Genomic DNA, 16,240 nt, shown 5'->3' with positions numbered 1-16,240 from the left:
AATTCAGAGCAGATAAGTGCGACGAAAAATCTAACATTTTCTAAAAACAAAACCCGCTGAGATTGCGGGTTGAAGGGTTGCAAATTAACCTGAAATCACATTTTTGGCTTCACAAATACGATCGACTGTCGCCAGACGATCGTGGGCTGGTCGTAGTGATCCATGATGCAGATACAATGAGGGTCTTGCCAGCGAACCTTTCCCGTGAGTAAATCTCCGGTAGAAAGTTTCATCTCAACTTCTTTTTCTTCACGAATAATCGTCTGAATCTGACGAGTACTTGGCAATCCGGTATCTAGTTCAATACTCATTGGGGAAAAGTCCTCGATCGAAATCGTTCTAATTTACTAGAGTGCCTCAATTCACCACATCCTATACAGTCTTGCACTATGGCGATCGAATTTACAAAGTATCACGGGCTTGGAAACGACTTTATTTTGATTGACAATCGGGCTTCGACAGAACCAAAACTAACGCCGGATCAAGCGATCGCATGGTGCGATCGACATTTTGGCATCGGAGCAGATGGAGTCATTTTTGCACTTCCCGGTCAAGATGGCACAGACTATACGATGCGGATCTTCAACTCAGATGGCTCTGAGCCAGAGATGTGTGGCAATGGCATTCGCTGTATGGCAAGATTCCTCGCCGATCTAGAAACGGCTGAGACTGGAAAATTTCAAGAAAAATATCGCATTCAAACTTTGGCAGGTATAATAACGCCGAAGTTTGAATCCAACGGACAAATTACCGTAGATATGGGCGAACCCCGTCTCCTAGCAAGTGAAATCCCAACCACCTTAACGGGTGAGAAGGTAATCGATCAGCCGTTGGAAGTCGCAGGAAAATCCTGGAATGTGACTTGTGTGAGCATGGGAAACCCACATTGCATCACATTCGTTGATGACGTTGCTGCGATCGAGTTAGAGAAAATTGGCCCGCTGTTTGAACACCATCCAGTGTTTCCACAACGCACCAATACGGAGTTCATTGAAGTCGTCCGATCAGACTACCTGAAAATGCGAGTTTGGGAGAGAGGAGCCGGAATCACGCTGGCGTGTGGCACGGGGGCTTGTGCGTCCTTGGTCGCAGGTGTTCTCAATGAGAAATGTGATCGACGCGCAACGATTGAATTACCGGGCGGATGTCTCGACATTGAATGGGCAGCCGATGGTCGAATCTATATGACCGGAGGCGCAGAAAAAGTGTTTACAGGCAGTCGAAGCTAGAAAGACGAGGGATGGGGAGAAATGGAACTCGCTTTTGCTCCCTATCTCCCCATTTCCCCATCTCCCTAATCGTTATCCCAGCACTCCTGAGCCATCAAATCGCCAATTCGGTCACGCAGCAAGAAGTCGAACCGCTCTAACTCAGTTTCAAAACGTACCCATTCACGCGCCGGAATGTGCTTGCAAAGGGTGTAAATGGGCTGGTGGCGGCTCACAACACCTCGATCGATAAGTTGACGTACCTCGTCTTGAATCATGCAAAGCGAGTACTGTGCTGTCTGAAGCATGGGTCTACCTTCCTGAGAAATCTGGGATCGAAGATTGAAATCTATTTGGGGGACAAACCAAGTAGCAAAAGTTCGGAACATCAATCCTCAATACAATCAGCCATTACTCTCCTCAAAACGGCTGAAATCTGTAGTGAGATATACTGAATTCTCTCTATTTTCTAACTCATTTTGGGGTCAAAAGTTTACGAAGTGTCTCTAAAGTTATGAGATTCTGACATTGTTTAGCCATGTTACCCCTACAAAATTCAGCTCAAAGGCTTTGCTGAACGCGGGTCTGACGGATTGTGTTGCAGATAACTGTTTTTGGCTTAGATTCCCTTCATGGATTGAGACAATGCTTTACGTTTTGCAAGTCTAATTGCGAACTCGATCGCGGCTTTCATACTGGTGGCATCTGCAATGCCTTTGCCTGCGATGTCAAAGGCAGTCCCGTGATCCGGTGATGTCCGAATAAATGGCAGTCCGATCGAGGTGTTGACGGCGCGATCAAATGCCATCAGTTTCACCGGGATCAACCCCTGGTCATGATAGAGCGCTAGATATCCATCGTGAGCATTGACCTGTCCCAACCCAAACCAAGCCTGACCCGGTTTGACCCACATCGTATCTGGTGGCAATAATCCATCGAGTTGAGCCTGTGGGAAGCGTTGCCGCATTGCTGCAAGCCAATCGGATATCCAGTCCATTTCTTCGCGTCCTAGTTGCCCCTGTTCACCGCTGTGGGGATTTAACCCGGCGATCGCAATTCGTGGCTGAGTGATCCCAAACGAATCTTGCAGCGATTCAATCAACAAGTCCAATTTGAGCGTTAAAACTTCTCGGGTTAATTTCTCCGGTACTTGGGATAAAGGAATGTGCGTGGTTGCCAACAGAGCGCGAAGTTCCCAGTCGGTATGTGGCGATCGCGCAACAAACATCATGCCGAATCGATTCACACCCGCTTTTTCTGCTAAAAGTTCTGTCTGTCCTGGGTAAATGTGACCTGCGGCTTTCCAGGCGGATTTTGCAATCGGAGCGGTCACGATCACATCAAACTCGCCGCTTAAAGTGCGGTCGATCGCGGTTTCCAAATATCGAAATCCGGCTTCACCACTGGCTGCATTTCCGGTTCCAAGCGTGATTGAACCGGGAGTTTCGATGTGAAGCAGGTTGAGATTCTCAGGATTCGCAGCGCTGTCTAAGCGATCGTACGTTTCGAGGAGAATATTGCGATTTCCAGCGATCGTAATTTCGGCTTGTTGTGAAATGGCTGGATCGGCTAAAGCTTTGAGGATAACCTCTGTACCGATTCCGGCAGGGTCGCCCATGGAAATAACTAAACGTGGCATTGGGTTCTAAGGCGTGACTGAACTGCTTTACAATACTTAGAGATGACCCACCTAATTGCTGTTTAAGAGGAGAATTCAAACAATGGCTGGCGAAATTTTTAACACTGCATTTTTAGCGTCCACCCTAATCTTAGTTGGGTTGTCGCTCGGTTTCTTACTCCTTAAACTCCAAGGTGGAGAAGAATAGAAATCAAACGCGAGAGTGGGGGAAATCCTTCACTCTTCTTCGTCTAAATGTTCAGCAACCTCGCGATAAAGATTGAGAACGTGATGATCTTTGAGCGAGTAAAAAACATTCCGCCCTTGTTTGCGATAGCCCACTAAGCGCATCGATCGCAGCGCTCGGAGTTGATGCGATACCGCCGATTCCGACATTTTGACGGCTGCTGCCAAATCACACACGCATAATTCCTGAACTGCCAGTGCCGAGAGAATTCTAAGGCGGTTTGCATCGCCTAGCAAACTGAAAAACTCCGCCATGCGCTGAGACTTCTCTACACTCAGTAAGTCCCGGTGGAGAAAGCGAATATTATTTAAATTCACAGGATGCTGAACCGCACATTGCTCAGTTTCAGCCGGATTAGGGTTTGCCATATTCAGTTACAAGGTTGAGCGATCGCTTTATTTAGCGTAGCGTACGGAGTCAGGTTACATCCCTTAATCCAGGTTACGATGAGGGATGTTCGACTGGGGATCTGGAATTCGTTCTTGCTTTGCGCGACTCAACGCCAAGATTTCTGATAGAATTTATCGAAAAGTTAACAATTTGTCACATAACTCCTCATGAGCGTATTGATAGTAGGTGCGACTGGCACTTTAGGAAGGCAGATCACTCGGCGCGCCCTAGATGAGGGATACAAAGTTCGCTGTTTGGTACGTAGCCCCCGCAAAGCTGCTTTTCTAAAAGAATGGGGAGCCGAACTCGTGACCGGAAATCTCTGTTATCCAGAGACGCTTCCGGCAGCGCTAGAGGGTGTGACAGCGATTATTGATGCTGCAACTGCACGAGCAACCGATTCGCTCAGTATCAAAGAAGTCGATTGGACAGGCAAGGTCAATCTGATTCAAGCCGCGAAGAAAGCGGGAATTGAGCGATATATCTTCTTTTCGATTCTGGATGCAGAGAAATTTCCCAAGGTTCCTCTGATGGAAATTAAGACTTGCCTTGAGAAATTCTTAGCAGAATCGGGATTAAGCTACACAATTCTTCGCCCTTGCGGATTCTTACAAGGCTTAATCGGACAATATGCCATCCCGATTTTAGAAGGGCAAAGCGTATGGGTGATGGGGAATACTGCTCCCACGGCTTATATGGACACGATCGATATTGCAAAATTCGCGGTTCAAGCCTTAAAAGTCCCAGAATCAATTGGCAAAACCCTTCCGGTTGTCGGTTCAAAAGCTTGGGGCGCGGACGAAATTATTAAAGTTTGTGAGCGGCTGTCCGGCAAACAGGCAAAAGTGACTAAAACGCCGATCGCAGTTGTGCGGATCTCGCGGCGGATTGCTCAATTCTTTCAGTGGACTTGGAATATTGCCGATCGCTTAGCGTTTACGGAAGTCGTAGCAACAGGCAGACCGTTAACGGCTTCAATGGATGAAACGTACGAAGTTTTGGGATTAGATCCTCAAGAAATGACGACGCTAGAATCCTATCTGCAAGAGTATTTCAGCCGCATTTTGAAGAAGCTGAAGGAAGTCGAATACGCCCAAGAGCAAGCCAAGAAAAAGAAAGAGCGTACGAAAAAAGCGTATCCCCGCTTTTAGAATTAGAATTCATCACCATTTCACAGGGTTTTGCGCGTGCCGAAAGCTGGCATTATCTACAACGATGACAAGCCGATCGCTTGTCAAGTTGCGACCGATCTCGAAGCGAAGCTGACTTCGCTAGGCTGGGATGTGGCATTGGCAACGGGTGCAGGCGGAATCCTCGGATATGCTTCACCTGAAAGTCCAATTTGTCACACCCCGATCGATCGCTTGGTTCCGCCTGGGTTCGATTCTGAAATGAAATTCGCGATCGTCTTAGGTGGCGATGGCACAGTTTTGTCTGCATTTCGTCAGGTTGCACCCTGCAACATTCCACTGTTGGCGGTCAACACGGGGCACTTGGGATTTTTGACCGAGATTTTATTAAATCAATTGCCAGCCGCGCTCGACGCGCTGCTCTCTGAAGACTACGAAATCGAAGAGCGCACCATGCTGCATGTGCAAATCATTCGAGAGGAGGCCATGCTTTGGGAAGCCCTATGTCTGAATGAGATGGTGCTGCATCGTGAACCTTTGACCAGCATGTGCCATTTTGAGATCAGCGTCGGGCGACACAATCGTGTCGATATTGGTGCAGATGGAATTATTGTGTCCACGCCAACTGGCTCAACGGCGTATGCTTTATCGGCAGGTGGGCCTGTGATTGTTCCCGGTATTCCCGTGATGATTCTGGTTCCGATCTGCCCACATTCTTTAGCTTCGCGATCGCTCGTATTTCCCAATCGCGATCCGGTCACGATTTATCCTGCAATTCCGCATCGCCTCGTTCTGACCGCCGATGGCAACGCCGGATCATACGTGTTGCCAGACGATCATGTCTGTGTGAAAAAGGCCCCATATCCTGCAAGATTTGTCCGTTTACGTCCGCCTGAATTCTTCAGTGTCTTACGAGAAAAACTTGGCTGGGGCGTAGCGCATGTTGCCAAACCGACTTAGAGTCTGAGGACGTTATTTAATTATTTAATTGGGGCACTTTTCCCAAAATTGCCGTCTATGGTTAGAATAGGCTGAATTTCCATGCGAGGCTCTGCGGAATGAGTATTGCCGATGTGACTCCGTGCGTTTTGATTGTCGAAACTGATGCAGCACTAGCAAATCATGTGAGTTTGGATTTGCAAGAATCGGGCTATGAAACGATCGTGGCTCATGATGCGCATATGGGATTAAGACAAGCGATCGAGAAACATCCCGCGCTGATCGTTGTCGATCGTTTACTCGATGGCGATTCTGGACTCTCGTTTTGTCACAATCTCCGAACCAGTGGTACTCGAATCCCAGTCTTGCTCTTGATGGCACGCGATGCCGTTGAAGATCGCGTCGCGTGTATCGAAGCCGGAGCCGACGATTATTTTCTCAAGCCTTACCGGAGTGAGGAATTTCTCAAACTGGTGAAACTTTATCTCAAGCCTGATATTCCGAGTACTGAGCAACTGAAGTTTGGCGACTTGGTTCTAGATTTAGCGACTCGTCAGGCGTTGCGAAATGGTCGAGCGATCGACTTAACAATGAAAGAGTATGAATTGCTCAAATACTTGATGGAGCATCCGCGCGAAGTTCTGACCCGTGAGCAAATTTTAGAGAACGTTTGGGGCTATGACTTTGTTGGCGAATCCAATGTCATCGAAGTCTACATTCGGTATTTGCGGCTCAAGATTGAAGACGAGGGTGAAAAGCGCCTCATTCAAACCGTTCGTGGAGTCGGCTACGTTTTACGAGAGTCATGAAAAATCGATTTTTTGCCTGGTTAAGTTTGCTTGTGTTGCTGGCAAGCTGTTCCACCACAACACAAGCAAAACCCTCACCCACTGAATTGCCGCGCAGCAGTTCGCCCGCTGCGCCTCTGGGGCAAGTCTTGCCGCTCTCCGCATTTTTTCAAGTTGCAGATCAAACCATTCAACTCGAAGTTGCCCGAACCCCCGCAGAACAAGCGATGGGGTTGATGTATCGCACCAGTTTGGCAGACGATCGCGGCATGCTTTTTCCCTTCAAGCCAGCTCGCCCCGCCCAATTCTGGATGAAGAATACGCTCATTCCTTTAGATATGCTGTTCGTGCGAGATGGCACAATTCGATTTATCTCTGAAAATGTTCCGCCTTGTAAAGCTGATCCCTGTCCAACTTATGGATCACCGACAATCGATATTGATCAAGTGATCGAGCTACGAGCAGGACGAGCCGCTGAATTGGGGCTAAAAGTGGGCGATCGCATTTTTATTAAATCGCTTAAAAAATAGCAATGCTTGTCACAATCTCTTAAACTACTAAGGCTAATTCTTAACTCTTCTGGAAGAAACGAAAGGGTTCGAGGATGTGGCATTACACTCATCTCGTTAACATTTGTTGTAAACCTTGTTTATAAATGAATGAACATAACGATCTGCGTGACAGCAGGCAACCTAACTTCAGATAGAGACACTTTCCGCTATCTCGATTTACGCTAGAAGCCTGTTCTTGTGGCAGCTTGAGCTTGCGCTATTTAGCTTGAATCTGTGAAACTTTTACGCAGCTTCTATCTAATAAAAGTAAGAAAACCTTAAGATCTGCTGATTCCAACTCAGAATTGCCTTGATACTCGGACTGACAAACTTAATGGAAACGATATGTTCAGTATTTCTCAACTGTACTGACCACTTCGTACACTGGCTACTCTCATAGGTCAAGCTAGCTTGGCTTTTCCATAATTAGATTCACTTGACCCTGTGTAAAACCCGTCTACTCCAGAGGTATTTGTCTGATGTTGACTGCAACCCATTCCAAGTTCATCCGGTTTTTACAAGAAGAACTGTCGCTATCTACTTCTTCGATCGCTCTTGCACTGCGATACCGCGAACAGAATCCAGGCCCTCTTCCGATGATTCTCTGGCAGTATGGTCTCGTTACGATCGAACAGCTCGACCGAATCTACAACTGGCTAGACTCATCCGAAAGGTAGGTTTCTCAGGTTGTGGCGTGAAAAGACTCTTATTTTTAGACCAGACAGGTAAATCTGGAGGTGCAGAACTGTGCCTACTTGATATTGCAAGAGCATATCGAGATTCTTGCTTGGTTGGGTTGTTTGAAGATGGTGACTTCCGAGAACGGCTTGAGCAAGAGCAGATTCCGGTTCAAGTTTTAGCGAAAAAGTCGATTGCTGTACGTAAATCAAGCGGCGCGATCGCAGGTTTCCTGGGTTTGGGACAATTAATTCCTTTAGCAATGCGTGTTGCTACCCTCGGTCGTAGCTATGATGCAATCTATGCGAATACGCAAAAAGCTTTAGTTGTTGGTGCGATCGCGAGTGCCTTGTCAAACCGACCTTTGGTGTATCACCTGCACGATATTCTTTCTCCTGAGCATTTCAGTAAAACGAATCGACGCTTGTCAATTCTGATGGCAAATCGCGCCAAGCTGGTGATTGCAAATTCTCAAGCGAGTCGAACTGCATTCATCGAAGCAGGTGGAAATCCCGATCTAGTTGAAGTTGTTTACAACGGATTCGCACTGGAACCTTATCAAACTGAGGTAGGATCGCCAATTGGATTAGAAGAATTAGAAGGGCGCTTCGTCGTTGGGCACTTCAGCCGCTTATCACCCTGGAAAGGGCAGCATGTATTACTCGAAGCGTTGCAGTACTGTGACGAAAGCGTCAGCGCAATTTTTGTCGGTGATGCATTGTTTGGCGAACAAGATTACGTTCAACAATTACAAAATCAGGTGCAGCAATTTCAACTGCACGATCGCGTCAAATTTCTCGGGTTTCGCAATGACGTGACGGCACTAATGAAATCTTGTGATGTGATCGCGCATACCTCGATTGCAGCAGAACCCTTTGGACGAGTGATTGTGGAAGCTATGCTTTGTGGCATACCGACGATCGCAGCCAAAGCAGGAGCAGCCACAGAACTGATTGATTCCGGAACCACAGGATGGCTTACTTCTCCAGGCGATGCGAAAGAATTAGCACGTGTGATCGAGCACTGTCGCCAAAACTCGACTGAAGCTGCTCGAATCGCGGCAAAGGCTCAACATCAAGCCAGCCAGAAATTCCGCCTGACAGAAACGAACGCTCAAATTCAGCAGCATCTTCAAGCTCGGTTGTAGTTCGTTTTGCATCACTGTAATTTCAAACTATGGAGAGATGACCTTGCAGAAAACTTCCTTCATGCTATCAACCGCCGTTCTGTAAAACAGCATGTCTACTCCCAGACCTTTACTCAGCATATTTTTACCGGCTCTAGATGGGGGCGGAGCTGAACGTGCCATGCTTTATCTCGCGATTGGTTTCGCTAAGCGAGGCTGGAAAGTTGATTTAGTCTTGGCGGAAGCTAGAGGAGCCTATCTCGATCGCGTTCCGCCTGAAGTTCGCATCGTCGATTTAAAAGCAAAATTCCCGGTTCTAATTACAAAAACGCTGGCGCTGCATCAATATTTGCAAACCGAACAACCTGCCGTTCTATTCTCTGCATTAGATATCTTAAGTTCAGCGTTATGTGCGCGCGGTAAGGCTCCGACTCGAATTGTGATGTGCGTCCAGACTTATTTATCTGAGCAGTTTAGAAATCATCAAGGTGCAACCTTTGGCAAAGTGCGATCGCGCATGGTGCGCTGGCTCTATCCCAAATCCGATGCGATCGTCGCTGCTTCTTTAGGAACTGCAAAGGATGTTGCTGAACTTACCCAAGTTCCAGTCGAACAAATTCAAGTCATCTACAATCCGGTGGTCACGCCCGATGTATTTCAGAAAAGCCAAGAACCGATCGATCACCCTTGGTTTCAGCCTGGAGAACCTCCTGTGATTTTGGGAGTCGGACGATTGGTCAGCCAAAAAGATTTTTTCACGTTAATCGAAGCTTTTGCTCAAGTTCGGGCGACTCGTCCCGCACGCTTGATGATTCTGGGTGAAGGCGAACAACGTGCTCTATTAGAGGAACGAATTCGGCAACTCGGACTCGAACAAGACGTCGCCTTGCCCGGATTTGTGGAAAATCCCTACGCCTACATGGCAGCATCAGCTGTATTTGTTTTGTCCTCGAAATTTGAAGGCTTTGGAAATGTTGTGGCAGAAGCCCTCGCTTGCGGTGTTCCGATCGTGGCAACAGACTGTCCCAGCGGACCTGCGGAAACTCTAGCAGCGGGAAAATACGGTAAGCTAGTAAAAATTGCTGATCCGGCAGAAATGGCAACCGCGATTCTGGACACGCTGGATAGGTCGATCGATTCGACGCTTCTCAAACAGCGCTCTCTAGACTTTGAGCGCGATCGCATCGTCGATCAATACCTCACATTTGTGGAAACCCTGTTGCAGACTAGCTTAGATGCGGATTCTTCACATCCTTAACCACGCTCAAAATATTGGAAACGGGATTGTCAATGCTGCAATCGACCTCGCATGTGCTCAAGCTCAAGCAGGTTTTGAGGTCGCGATCGCTTCGGCGGGCGGTGAATATGAATGTTTGATGAAGCAATTTCAAATCCAGCATTTCCCGCTAAAAGTTTCTCGCTCTCCGATAGAAGTATTAAACGCTACCAAGAAATTTAGAAAAATTACGCAAGAATTTTCACCGAATATTGTTCATGCCCACATGATGACTGGCGTGATTTTAGGGAAAGCTTTGCGTGGAAATGCCGATTATGCTTTAGTTTCAACCGTCCACAATGAATGGCAATTTCATGCAGTTTTGATGGGAGTTGCCGATCGGGTCATTGCAGTCAGCCAAGCAGTTGCGCGATCAATGCAACATCGGGGTATTCCAGTACGGAAACTCCATGTGGTGCCGAATGGAACGATTGGCAGTCTGAGACAGACCCCCCTGGATCGGGTCAAACCCTTATTGTTAGAGCGTCCTGCCATCACGACTATCGCCGGACTCTATCACCGCAAAGGAATTGAAGACTTACTTGAAGCCTTTGTGCAGATAGCTGACGAACATCCAACCGCCCACTTATATTTAGTAGGAAATGGTCCGCAACGGGCGGCGTTCGAGCGTCGAGCCAGGAAAAGTCCTCACCGGAAACGGATTCACTTTGAGGGTTTCCAAGCGGAACCGCAGCGATATCTGCTTGCAACGGATGTGTTTGTACTCGCCTCTCGCCGAGAACCTTTTGGGTTAGTGCTCTCTGAGGCACGGGAAGCTGGATGTGCGATCGTCGCCTCCAATGTCGATGGCATTCCAGAAGTCCTCGACGGTGGAAGCGCCGGAAAACTCATCCCACCCAAAGACATCACCGCTCTTTCTAAGACACTTTCCGGGCTGTTGACTCGGCGAGATGAATTAGAAGATTGGAAGCAGCGTGCCCAGACCAATTTAGATTGGTTACGGGTGGAACGTGTTCATCAGGAAACGCTTGGGGTGTATCAAAGTGCGATCGCAGAACTGACTCGGACTGTTTGTGCTTAGGAGATTTATCAGATCTATGGATTGGAAAAAGGCTCAGCCTAACCCGCTGATGATGGCAACACTACTCGGATTGACCGCGATCGCGACTCCTGCAATCGCCCAGACTGCGCCCACTCGACCTGCCCCAGCGGCTGCGAGTCCGGCTCCGGTTCGAGTAGATGAAGGGTACTTACTTGGCTCCGGTGACAGAGTGAAGATCGATATCTTCGGTGTCCCAGAATATAGCGGCGAATATCAAGTCATGTCGGATGGCTCGATCAACTTACCACTCGCAGGTGGAGTCGTGGTGCAAGGATTAACGATGCGGCAGGCATCTGATACGCTGGCACGACGCTACAGCGAATATCTGACTCGTCCTGTGATTACCGTCAGTTTATTGACTGCTCGTCCCATTCAGGTGGCAGTATCCGGCGAAGTGGCACGCCCAGGAACCTACACTACGACGCTGGGGGATGTTGGTATTCCCACCCTGAGCCGCATGGTACAGATGGCAGGTGGAATCAAGCAGTCAGCAGATCTCAAGCAAGTCGAGATCGTGCGTCGTCGCCCCGGTGGCGGTGGAACACAGACATTCAAGGTTGATTTAGCCAAACTCTTGAGAGGTGGTGATTTAGGTCAAGACGTGCAGTTGCGCGACGGGGACAGTGTCTATGTGCCTGCAGCGGCTGCGCTAAATTTTGATCAATCGAGTGAACTGGCAAACTCTAGTTTAGGCGCAAGCTTCGATCGACCAATCAGCATTATTGTTGCTGGGGAAGTGAATCGTCCTGGACCTCAAACCGTGCGCGGTGAAACAATCGCGGTCTCCGATACAGGTGCGACAACCCCTGCTCCTGGAGCCACCACAGCAGCACAGCGCCTGAGAGCACCCACTGTTACCCGAGCACTGCAACAAGCAGGTGGTATCACTCAGCGAGCCAATATTCGCGATATTGAAGTGCGGCGAACAGTTTCCAACGGAACCGAACAAACCATCAAAGTGAATTTGATGAGCTTGTTGAGAGAGGGCGACGGCAAGCAGGACATCATCTTGCAAGAAGGCGATCGCGTCATTGTGCCTCTGGCAACTGCTTCGATTACTCCAGAAGATGCCGCGATTATGGGTCGTGGGGTAATCTCGCCTGAACTGATCACGGTCAATGTGGTCGGGCAAGTAGAAAAACCTGGTGCAGTTCAGGTTCCACCTTACACGACGATGAACCAAGCCCTGCTTGCGGCAGGTGGCTTTGCTCGGGGAGCGCGTAAGAGTTCGGTTGAATTTATTCGCCTTCAGCCGAATGGAGCCGTTGATCGTCGTCGGGTCGATATCGATTTCTCCCGCGGCATTGATCAAGCGAAGAATCCTCCTCTGCAAGCCGGAGATACGATCGTGGTCGGTAAGACTGGACTGCAAAGTGTTGCTGAAGGAATCGGCAGTTTCTTAGGGCCGGCACTTGGTATCTTTGGGATTTTCCGTTAAGTTTCGGTTCCATCTCAAGCTGGGGAAACAAGGCTCTGCATATGAGGTCTGAGCCTTGTTTCTCTTTTTCCCGGCTATTTATAAATTTAATCAATGGGTTAACGAGATTAAATCACTCTTTATTCCGAGACAGGCGACCGAAGAACCGTTTACACTGAATCAAAGCAAGCTTTCTACTTCATTCTTCATTGGAGAATGAGTGAGTGAGTAATCACAGTTGGCTATCGGTCGAAGCGGGATGGTGAAGTAGATGGGTGAGCTAGAACGCTGCTATCAACTATTAGGATTAGAGCCTGGGGCATCGATGGAAGAGGTGACCCAAGCTTATAAGGATTTAGTGTTTATTTGGCATCCTGACCGTATCCCCAAGGATAATCCCCGCTTAGTGCAAAAAGCCGAAGCGAAAATCAAGGAATTGAATCAGGCACGAGATACCTTGCGATCGCACCATAAAAACGGCGCAACTCCAAAACCTGCAGCGGCTCAACCTAAGCCTGCGCAGCAAACTTATTATCAGTCCTACTATTACCGTCCTCCGACCCAATCTTCGACGGGCTACCACAGTGGGCAGACCTCCAGTGGACGGCAAACCAATGGGCATTCGACTAGCGGGCACTCAAATAACGGGCACTCAAATAGCGGGCACTCAAATAACGGACATTCGGAAAAGCACACCGCGAATTCACGCCCAAATTACCAAACCTATCAGCCTTATCCCCGTCCAAATTATCATCAGACTTCGGATGCCAATCGCTCTGAACAGGCAAAATCGGCTGATGCGAATCCGCATAAATCGACGAATGATCAAAACTATTATCGTCAATCCCACTATCGCGCTGAATATCACCAGCCTCCCAAAACGCCCGCACGTCCCCACATGACAGATATGACGGGGAAAGATTTGAGCGGACAGAACTTAAAAGAGAAAGATTTGTCTGGCTATAACTTGAGTCGTGCGAATTTAACGCGTGCCGATCTCAGTGATGCGTTTATGCACAAGGCAAACTTGGAAGGTGCGAAATTAGAGAAAGCGAATTTGTTCCGTGCGAATTTGCTGGAAGCAAATTTGTGTGGGGCAGATCTGCGGGAGGCGAATCTAATCGGCGCTGATTTAAGTGGGGCAGACCTGCGGGGCGCGAATTTAGAGGGTGCGAAAGTTGGCTTTGAAGATCGAGTCATGGTGAAACTCACGGGAGCAAATCTTCAGGGCGCAATTATGCCGAATGGAAAAGTCCACGGGGTTAAGACTTCTTGATGTGTCTTATCGCGCTTGCCAACGGAATTTGTGCGATCGCAAAAACCCGAGTTGTTCTCTCAAAAAGGTCTGTTCCCGGGCTGCATTCAATCTCTGAGCCACCGAATAAGCTTGCTGATAATAGCCCTCAGCCGCAGTGAGTTTGCCCTGCTGCTGTTGATGCTGCGCCACCATTTTCAAAGAGTTCAGCATTTGCCAAGCGTCGTTACTCCGATTTGCCATTGCTAAACGCTGATTCAGCATCTCGGTGAAGCGATTCTCTTGACCCATGCCTCGATTTGCGAGCATCATGCCATCAAACGCTCGAAATTGAGCCGCTTGGTCGCTTCCTGTCTGTGCGAGCGTCATCGCGCGATCGTGGGCTGCATAAGCGAGCGCAAAAGATCCAACCGCCCGATAGGCATCGCCTAAGTTATTCAAAGTATTCGCTGCACCAATGGGATCTTTTGCCTGATCTCGGAACTTGCGGGCTTCTTCGAGAAATGCGATCGCGGCTTGATATCGCCCTTGGGCATAAGTTGCTAATCCCAAATTGCTCAGCGATAATCCCAGTCCTGCATCATGTTTCGCTTGGCGAGCGATTCTCACACCTTCTGCAAAAGAATTCGCGGCTTCAACGGTTTGCCCACGTTGCAGAATCACTTGTCCGACATTGTTATAGCCGTAGATTTGCCGAATCGTATTGCCTTCATCGCGGGCTGCACCCAAACTGCGGCGGAAAGCATTCTCAGCATTGTTCAATTGATTGAGTTGGATATAGGTCATGCCGAGCAAATCATAGACCCGCCCCTGCGCTGGGATTTCGCCAATTTGTTGATAGAGGTCAAGAGCGCGATTCCAATCCGCGATCGCTTGATCGAGTAAACCGCTTCGTTGCGCTTGAATTCCAGATTCCACGATGCGATCGGCGGTTTGTCGCGTACTGCCTTGCGTGCCGTTATTGTACTGAACACGCAACTGGTGATTGAGTGAAGACGCGAAGCTAGGAGCAGCCAGAGCGCTACTGACCAACAGGCTGAGCGCGATCGAGGGGACGAGTTTCAACATTAGAAAAATTCAATTTCTTCTAGGCTTGGATCGAAATCAGCCTCCAATTCGGAAACCGATTCTTGATCTAAAGCATTCCCACCCAGATAGATCGTTCTAATGTCATCCGGCAAAAGTTTCTCTAAAGCTTTGTAGCCTGCCTGCAAATGTGCTTTGACTTGCTCCGCATCAATTTGTTCACCCTCGGCTTGCAAATACGCAGCAATTCGAGTTTCTCCCCAGTGAAAGGTTTGAGCCATGACGATCGTCAAACGTGTCAAAGGTGGCAACTGTTCTAAAGCACGATCGAGATAACACCAAAATGGCGGAGAAACCCGTCGAATGTCATAATGAATTTCCTCAACAGGCGGCAATTCTGCTTCGTTCATCCCCGATGCCGTCACAGCTAAAAGCCAAGTTTGAAAGGTTGAGCCACTTTGGCTAAACACTCGCAAATCAACGCCTGCCAATTCGTGAAAGACATGTCGCCAAATCAATGCCAAGAGATACTCAGCTTGCACAGGCGAGCGGGCGGAGCGCTGAATTAACGCATAAACCATGGGACTGTAGCGACAAAACAGCGCTGTAAAGAATTGCCCAGAGTCAGGATAGCGCTGAAACAAGGTCAGCAATTCCTGATCGCTGTGATGAAACAATGCTTTAACGATTGGATGATTTGCTTCTGGAAAAGTTGGAACCGCTACAGCTTTCATAAGAATGTCAAGGTCGGATTAATAACTATATACAGGCTGAATCGAAAATGGCACGTTTTTTTAGAGGTCGATCGCCCAAAAAAATTGTGATTTTCTAAAGCTTGCGGATGGTTTCAGAATCGTATTGATAGAATAAGTGGACTGATTCTGTAACTCAGCCCGTTGCGTTAGTCTTTTTAATCTATGGATAGTTTATTCTCAACTCAAGGCATCATGGTGATGTTGCTCGGCGCATACGCTGTAGCAATGTGGCTTTTCCTGACGAGCGCTCCCAAGGTTCATACTGTGATGGTTTCAGATATTGAGAGCGCCCGCGATTTTTACGAAGGGATGTTGAAGCTAGCAGTGGCTGAGATTCCCCTGCATTATTACTATAATTACGAACAGTCATTGGGAACGGCAGGCGTGAACCCAATGTATCTTACTGGTTCGATGGGAAGTACGACGGCGCGTGGTAACGGCAACGATGGACTGTGGTATCAGCTTAAGAAAAATACTCAACTGCATGTGATTTCTGGTGCAACCTTGGGCGAGAAAGACCGACAACGGCATGTTTGTTTCGATCGAGATTGTCTCGATCAGATCCTTCTCCGCATTCAAACTCGCGGCATCAAGCACAAAATCCGTCGTGAAAAGCCTTTGAATTTTCTAGCAAAAGACTTCACCGGACAAGTGGTTGAGTTTGCAGAAGTTGTGAACTAAGCCTGAATTTGAGTTTTACAACGAGGAGTTAGAAAAGTCTGGCTCCTCGTTTTGCTCTTTAAAAAAGAATAGCTCCCGCAAGGGAGCCGAAG

General features: G+C 48.3%; 19 protein-coding genes. 13 read left to right on the top strand and 6 right to left on the bottom strand.

Going from position 1 to position 16,240, the window contains the following annotated elements; all coding sequences use genetic code 11:
• Window positions 1-95: 95 nt before the first annotated feature.
• Window positions 96-311: an Hfq-related RNA-binding protein gene (locus tag ACMUEV_RS16210; RefSeq protein WP_017288073.1), complete on the bottom strand. Its 216-nt coding sequence runs from the start codon at window positions 309-311 to the stop codon at window positions 96-98.
• A gap of 78 nt (window positions 312-389) precedes the next feature.
• Between ACMUEV_RS16210 and dapF the strand changes: the two genes are divergently transcribed.
• Window positions 390-1,229, top strand: coding sequence for a diaminopimelate epimerase (gene dapF, locus ACMUEV_RS16205; RefSeq protein WP_190652330.1), 840 nt, complete (start codon window positions 390-392; stop codon window positions 1,227-1,229).
• A 65-nt stretch (window positions 1,230-1,294) separates the two neighbouring features.
• Here dapF and ACMUEV_RS16200 read toward each other — a convergent pair whose 3' ends face one another.
• Both ACMUEV_RS16200 and pdxA read right to left on the bottom strand, forming a co-directional pair.
• Window positions 1,295-1,516 carry a DUF4327 family protein gene (locus ACMUEV_RS16200; protein WP_026148621.1) on the bottom strand — a complete coding sequence of 74 codons (222 nt, stop codon included), beginning with the start codon at window positions 1,514-1,516 and terminating at the stop codon, window positions 1,295-1,297.
• 311 nt (window positions 1,517-1,827) lie between these two features.
• Entirely contained in the window at window positions 1,828-2,847 is a 1,020-nt protein-coding gene (gene pdxA, locus ACMUEV_RS16195; protein ID WP_190652329.1) for a 4-hydroxythreonine-4-phosphate dehydrogenase PdxA, read from the bottom strand.
• Window positions 2,848-2,929: 82 nt separating this feature from the next.
• Between pdxA and petM the strand changes: the two genes are divergently transcribed.
• On the top strand, window positions 2,930-3,034 hold the full coding sequence (petM, locus tag ACMUEV_RS16190; RefSeq protein WP_017288077.1) for a cytochrome b6-f complex subunit PetM: 105 nt from the start codon (window positions 2,930-2,932) through the stop codon (window positions 3,032-3,034).
• Between the two features lie 29 nt (window positions 3,035-3,063).
• Here petM and ACMUEV_RS16185 read toward each other — a convergent pair whose 3' ends face one another.
• Window positions 3,064-3,441, bottom strand: a complete 378-nt coding sequence (locus ACMUEV_RS16185) for an ArsR/SmtB family transcription factor (RefSeq protein ID WP_017288078.1) — start codon at window positions 3,439-3,441, stop codon at window positions 3,064-3,066.
• 189 nt (window positions 3,442-3,630) lie between these two features.
• Here ACMUEV_RS16185 and ACMUEV_RS16180 point away from each other — a divergent pair, with 189 nt between their 5' ends.
• From ACMUEV_RS16180 to ACMUEV_RS16135, 10 genes are all read left to right on the top strand, one after another.
• The gene (locus tag ACMUEV_RS16180) at window positions 3,631-4,614 is read left to right on the top strand and encodes an SDR family oxidoreductase (RefSeq protein WP_190652328.1); all 984 of its coding nucleotides are present in this window, start codon (window positions 3,631-3,633) and stop codon (window positions 4,612-4,614) included.
• A gap of 36 nt (window positions 4,615-4,650) precedes the next feature.
• Window positions 4,651-5,553 (top strand): NAD(+) kinase, encoded by a 903-nt coding sequence (locus tag ACMUEV_RS16175; protein WP_017288080.1) that lies wholly within the window; start codon window positions 4,651-4,653, stop codon window positions 5,551-5,553.
• Window positions 5,554-5,651: 98 nt separating this feature from the next.
• Window positions 5,652-6,341 carry a response regulator transcription factor NblR gene (nblR, locus tag ACMUEV_RS16170; protein WP_017288081.1) on the top strand — a complete coding sequence of 230 codons (690 nt, stop codon included), beginning with the start codon at window positions 5,652-5,654 and terminating at the stop codon, window positions 6,339-6,341.
• Window positions 6,338-6,850 (top strand): DUF192 domain-containing protein, encoded by a 513-nt coding sequence (locus ACMUEV_RS16165; RefSeq protein ID WP_017288082.1) that lies wholly within the window; start codon window positions 6,338-6,340, stop codon window positions 6,848-6,850. The genes nblR and ACMUEV_RS16165 overlap by 4 nt, the downstream gene beginning before the upstream one ends.
• Before the next feature lie 500 nt (window positions 6,851-7,350).
• Complete coding sequence (locus ACMUEV_RS16160; protein ID WP_017288083.1) at window positions 7,351-7,548, top strand: DUF2949 domain-containing protein; 198 nt, start codon at window positions 7,351-7,353, stop codon at window positions 7,546-7,548.
• 17 nt (window positions 7,549-7,565) lie between these two features.
• Window positions 7,566-8,696 carry a glycosyltransferase gene (locus ACMUEV_RS16155; RefSeq protein WP_190652327.1) on the top strand — a complete coding sequence of 377 codons (1,131 nt, stop codon included), beginning with the start codon at window positions 7,566-7,568 and terminating at the stop codon, window positions 8,694-8,696.
• A 91-nt stretch (window positions 8,697-8,787) separates the two neighbouring features.
• On the top strand, window positions 8,788-9,933 hold the full coding sequence (locus tag ACMUEV_RS16150) for a glycosyltransferase (protein WP_190652326.1): 1,146 nt from the start codon (window positions 8,788-8,790) through the stop codon (window positions 9,931-9,933).
• Window positions 9,911-10,993, top strand: coding sequence for a glycosyltransferase family 4 protein (locus ACMUEV_RS16145; protein ID WP_190652325.1), 1,083 nt, complete (start codon window positions 9,911-9,913; stop codon window positions 10,991-10,993). The genes ACMUEV_RS16150 and ACMUEV_RS16145 overlap by 23 nt, the downstream gene beginning before the upstream one ends.
• 16 nt (window positions 10,994-11,009) lie before the next feature.
• Complete coding sequence (locus tag ACMUEV_RS16140) at window positions 11,010-12,452, top strand: polysaccharide biosynthesis/export family protein (RefSeq protein ID WP_190652324.1); 1,443 nt, start codon at window positions 11,010-11,012, stop codon at window positions 12,450-12,452.
• Window positions 12,453-12,702: 250 nt separating this feature from the next.
• Entirely contained in the window at window positions 12,703-13,707 is a 1,005-nt protein-coding gene (locus ACMUEV_RS16135) for a pentapeptide repeat-containing protein (protein ID WP_190652323.1), read from the top strand.
• 6 nt (window positions 13,708-13,713) lie between these two features.
• On the opposite strand, the gene ACMUEV_RS16130 is transcribed toward ACMUEV_RS16135, so the two are convergent.
• Window positions 13,714-14,754, bottom strand: coding sequence for a tetratricopeptide repeat protein (locus tag ACMUEV_RS16130; RefSeq protein WP_190652322.1), 1,041 nt, complete (start codon window positions 14,752-14,754; stop codon window positions 13,714-13,716).
• A complete protein-coding gene (locus tag ACMUEV_RS16125) occupies window positions 14,754-15,446 on the bottom strand; it encodes an RNA polymerase sigma factor (protein ID WP_017288090.1) in 693 nt (230 codons plus the stop codon). Before ACMUEV_RS16125 ends, ACMUEV_RS16130 begins: the two co-directional genes overlap by 1 nt.
• A gap of 183 nt (window positions 15,447-15,629) precedes the next feature.
• On the opposite strand from ACMUEV_RS16125, the gene ACMUEV_RS16120 reads away from it, so the two are divergent.
• Window positions 15,630-16,148 carry a hypothetical protein gene (locus tag ACMUEV_RS16120; protein WP_026148622.1) on the top strand — a complete coding sequence of 173 codons (519 nt, stop codon included), beginning with the start codon at window positions 15,630-15,632 and terminating at the stop codon, window positions 16,146-16,148.
• The last annotated feature ends 92 nt before the right edge of the window (window positions 16,149-16,240 follow it).

Source organism: Leptolyngbya sp. FACHB-1624 (assembly GCF_047649235.1).
GTDB lineage: Bacteria > Cyanobacteriota > Cyanobacteriia > Leptolyngbyales > Leptolyngbyaceae > Leptolyngbya > Leptolyngbya boryana.
This window is presented reverse-complemented; position numbering and strand designations above follow the sequence as displayed.

Coding starts and splice junctions, on each gene's coding strand:
- petM (WP_017288077.1), top strand. CDS start 2,930: ATGGCTGGCGAAATTTTTAACACTGCATTTTTAGCGTCCACCCTAATC.
- ACMUEV_RS16165 (WP_017288082.1), top strand. CDS start 6,338: ATGAAAAATCGATTTTTTGCCTGGTTAAGTTTGCTTGTGTTGCTGGCA.
- ACMUEV_RS16130 (WP_190652322.1), bottom strand. CDS start 14,754: ATGTTGAAACTCGTCCCCTCGATCGCGCTCAGCCTGTTGGTCAGTAGC.
- ACMUEV_RS16145 (WP_190652325.1), top strand. CDS start 9,911: ATGCGGATTCTTCACATCCTTAACCACGCTCAAAATATTGGAAACGGG.
- ACMUEV_RS16125 (WP_017288090.1), bottom strand. CDS start 15,446: ATGAAAGCTGTAGCGGTTCCAACTTTTCCAGAAGCAAATCATCCAATC.
- pdxA (WP_190652329.1), bottom strand. CDS start 2,847: ATGCCACGTTTAGTTATTTCCATGGGCGACCCTGCCGGAATCGGTACA.
- ACMUEV_RS16200 (WP_026148621.1), bottom strand. CDS start 1,516: ATGCTTCAGACAGCACAGTACTCGCTTTGCATGATTCAAGACGAGGTA.
- ACMUEV_RS16150 (WP_190652326.1), top strand. CDS start 8,788: ATGTCTACTCCCAGACCTTTACTCAGCATATTTTTACCGGCTCTAGAT.
- ACMUEV_RS16140 (WP_190652324.1), top strand. CDS start 11,010: ATGGATTGGAAAAAGGCTCAGCCTAACCCGCTGATGATGGCAACACTA.
- ACMUEV_RS16160 (WP_017288083.1), top strand. CDS start 7,351: ATGTTGACTGCAACCCATTCCAAGTTCATCCGGTTTTTACAAGAAGAA.
- ACMUEV_RS16120 (WP_026148622.1), top strand. CDS start 15,630: ATGGATAGTTTATTCTCAACTCAAGGCATCATGGTGATGTTGCTCGGC.
- ACMUEV_RS16210 (WP_017288073.1), bottom strand. CDS start 311: ATGAGTATTGAACTAGATACCGGATTGCCAAGTACTCGTCAGATTCAG.
- nblR (WP_017288081.1), top strand. CDS start 5,652: ATGAGTATTGCCGATGTGACTCCGTGCGTTTTGATTGTCGAAACTGAT.
- ACMUEV_RS16135 (WP_190652323.1), top strand. CDS start 12,703: ATGGGTGAGCTAGAACGCTGCTATCAACTATTAGGATTAGAGCCTGGG.
- ACMUEV_RS16180 (WP_190652328.1), top strand. CDS start 3,631: ATGAGCGTATTGATAGTAGGTGCGACTGGCACTTTAGGAAGGCAGATC.
- ACMUEV_RS16185 (WP_017288078.1), bottom strand. CDS start 3,441: ATGGCAAACCCTAATCCGGCTGAAACTGAGCAATGTGCGGTTCAGCAT.
- dapF (WP_190652330.1), top strand. CDS start 390: ATGGCGATCGAATTTACAAAGTATCACGGGCTTGGAAACGACTTTATT.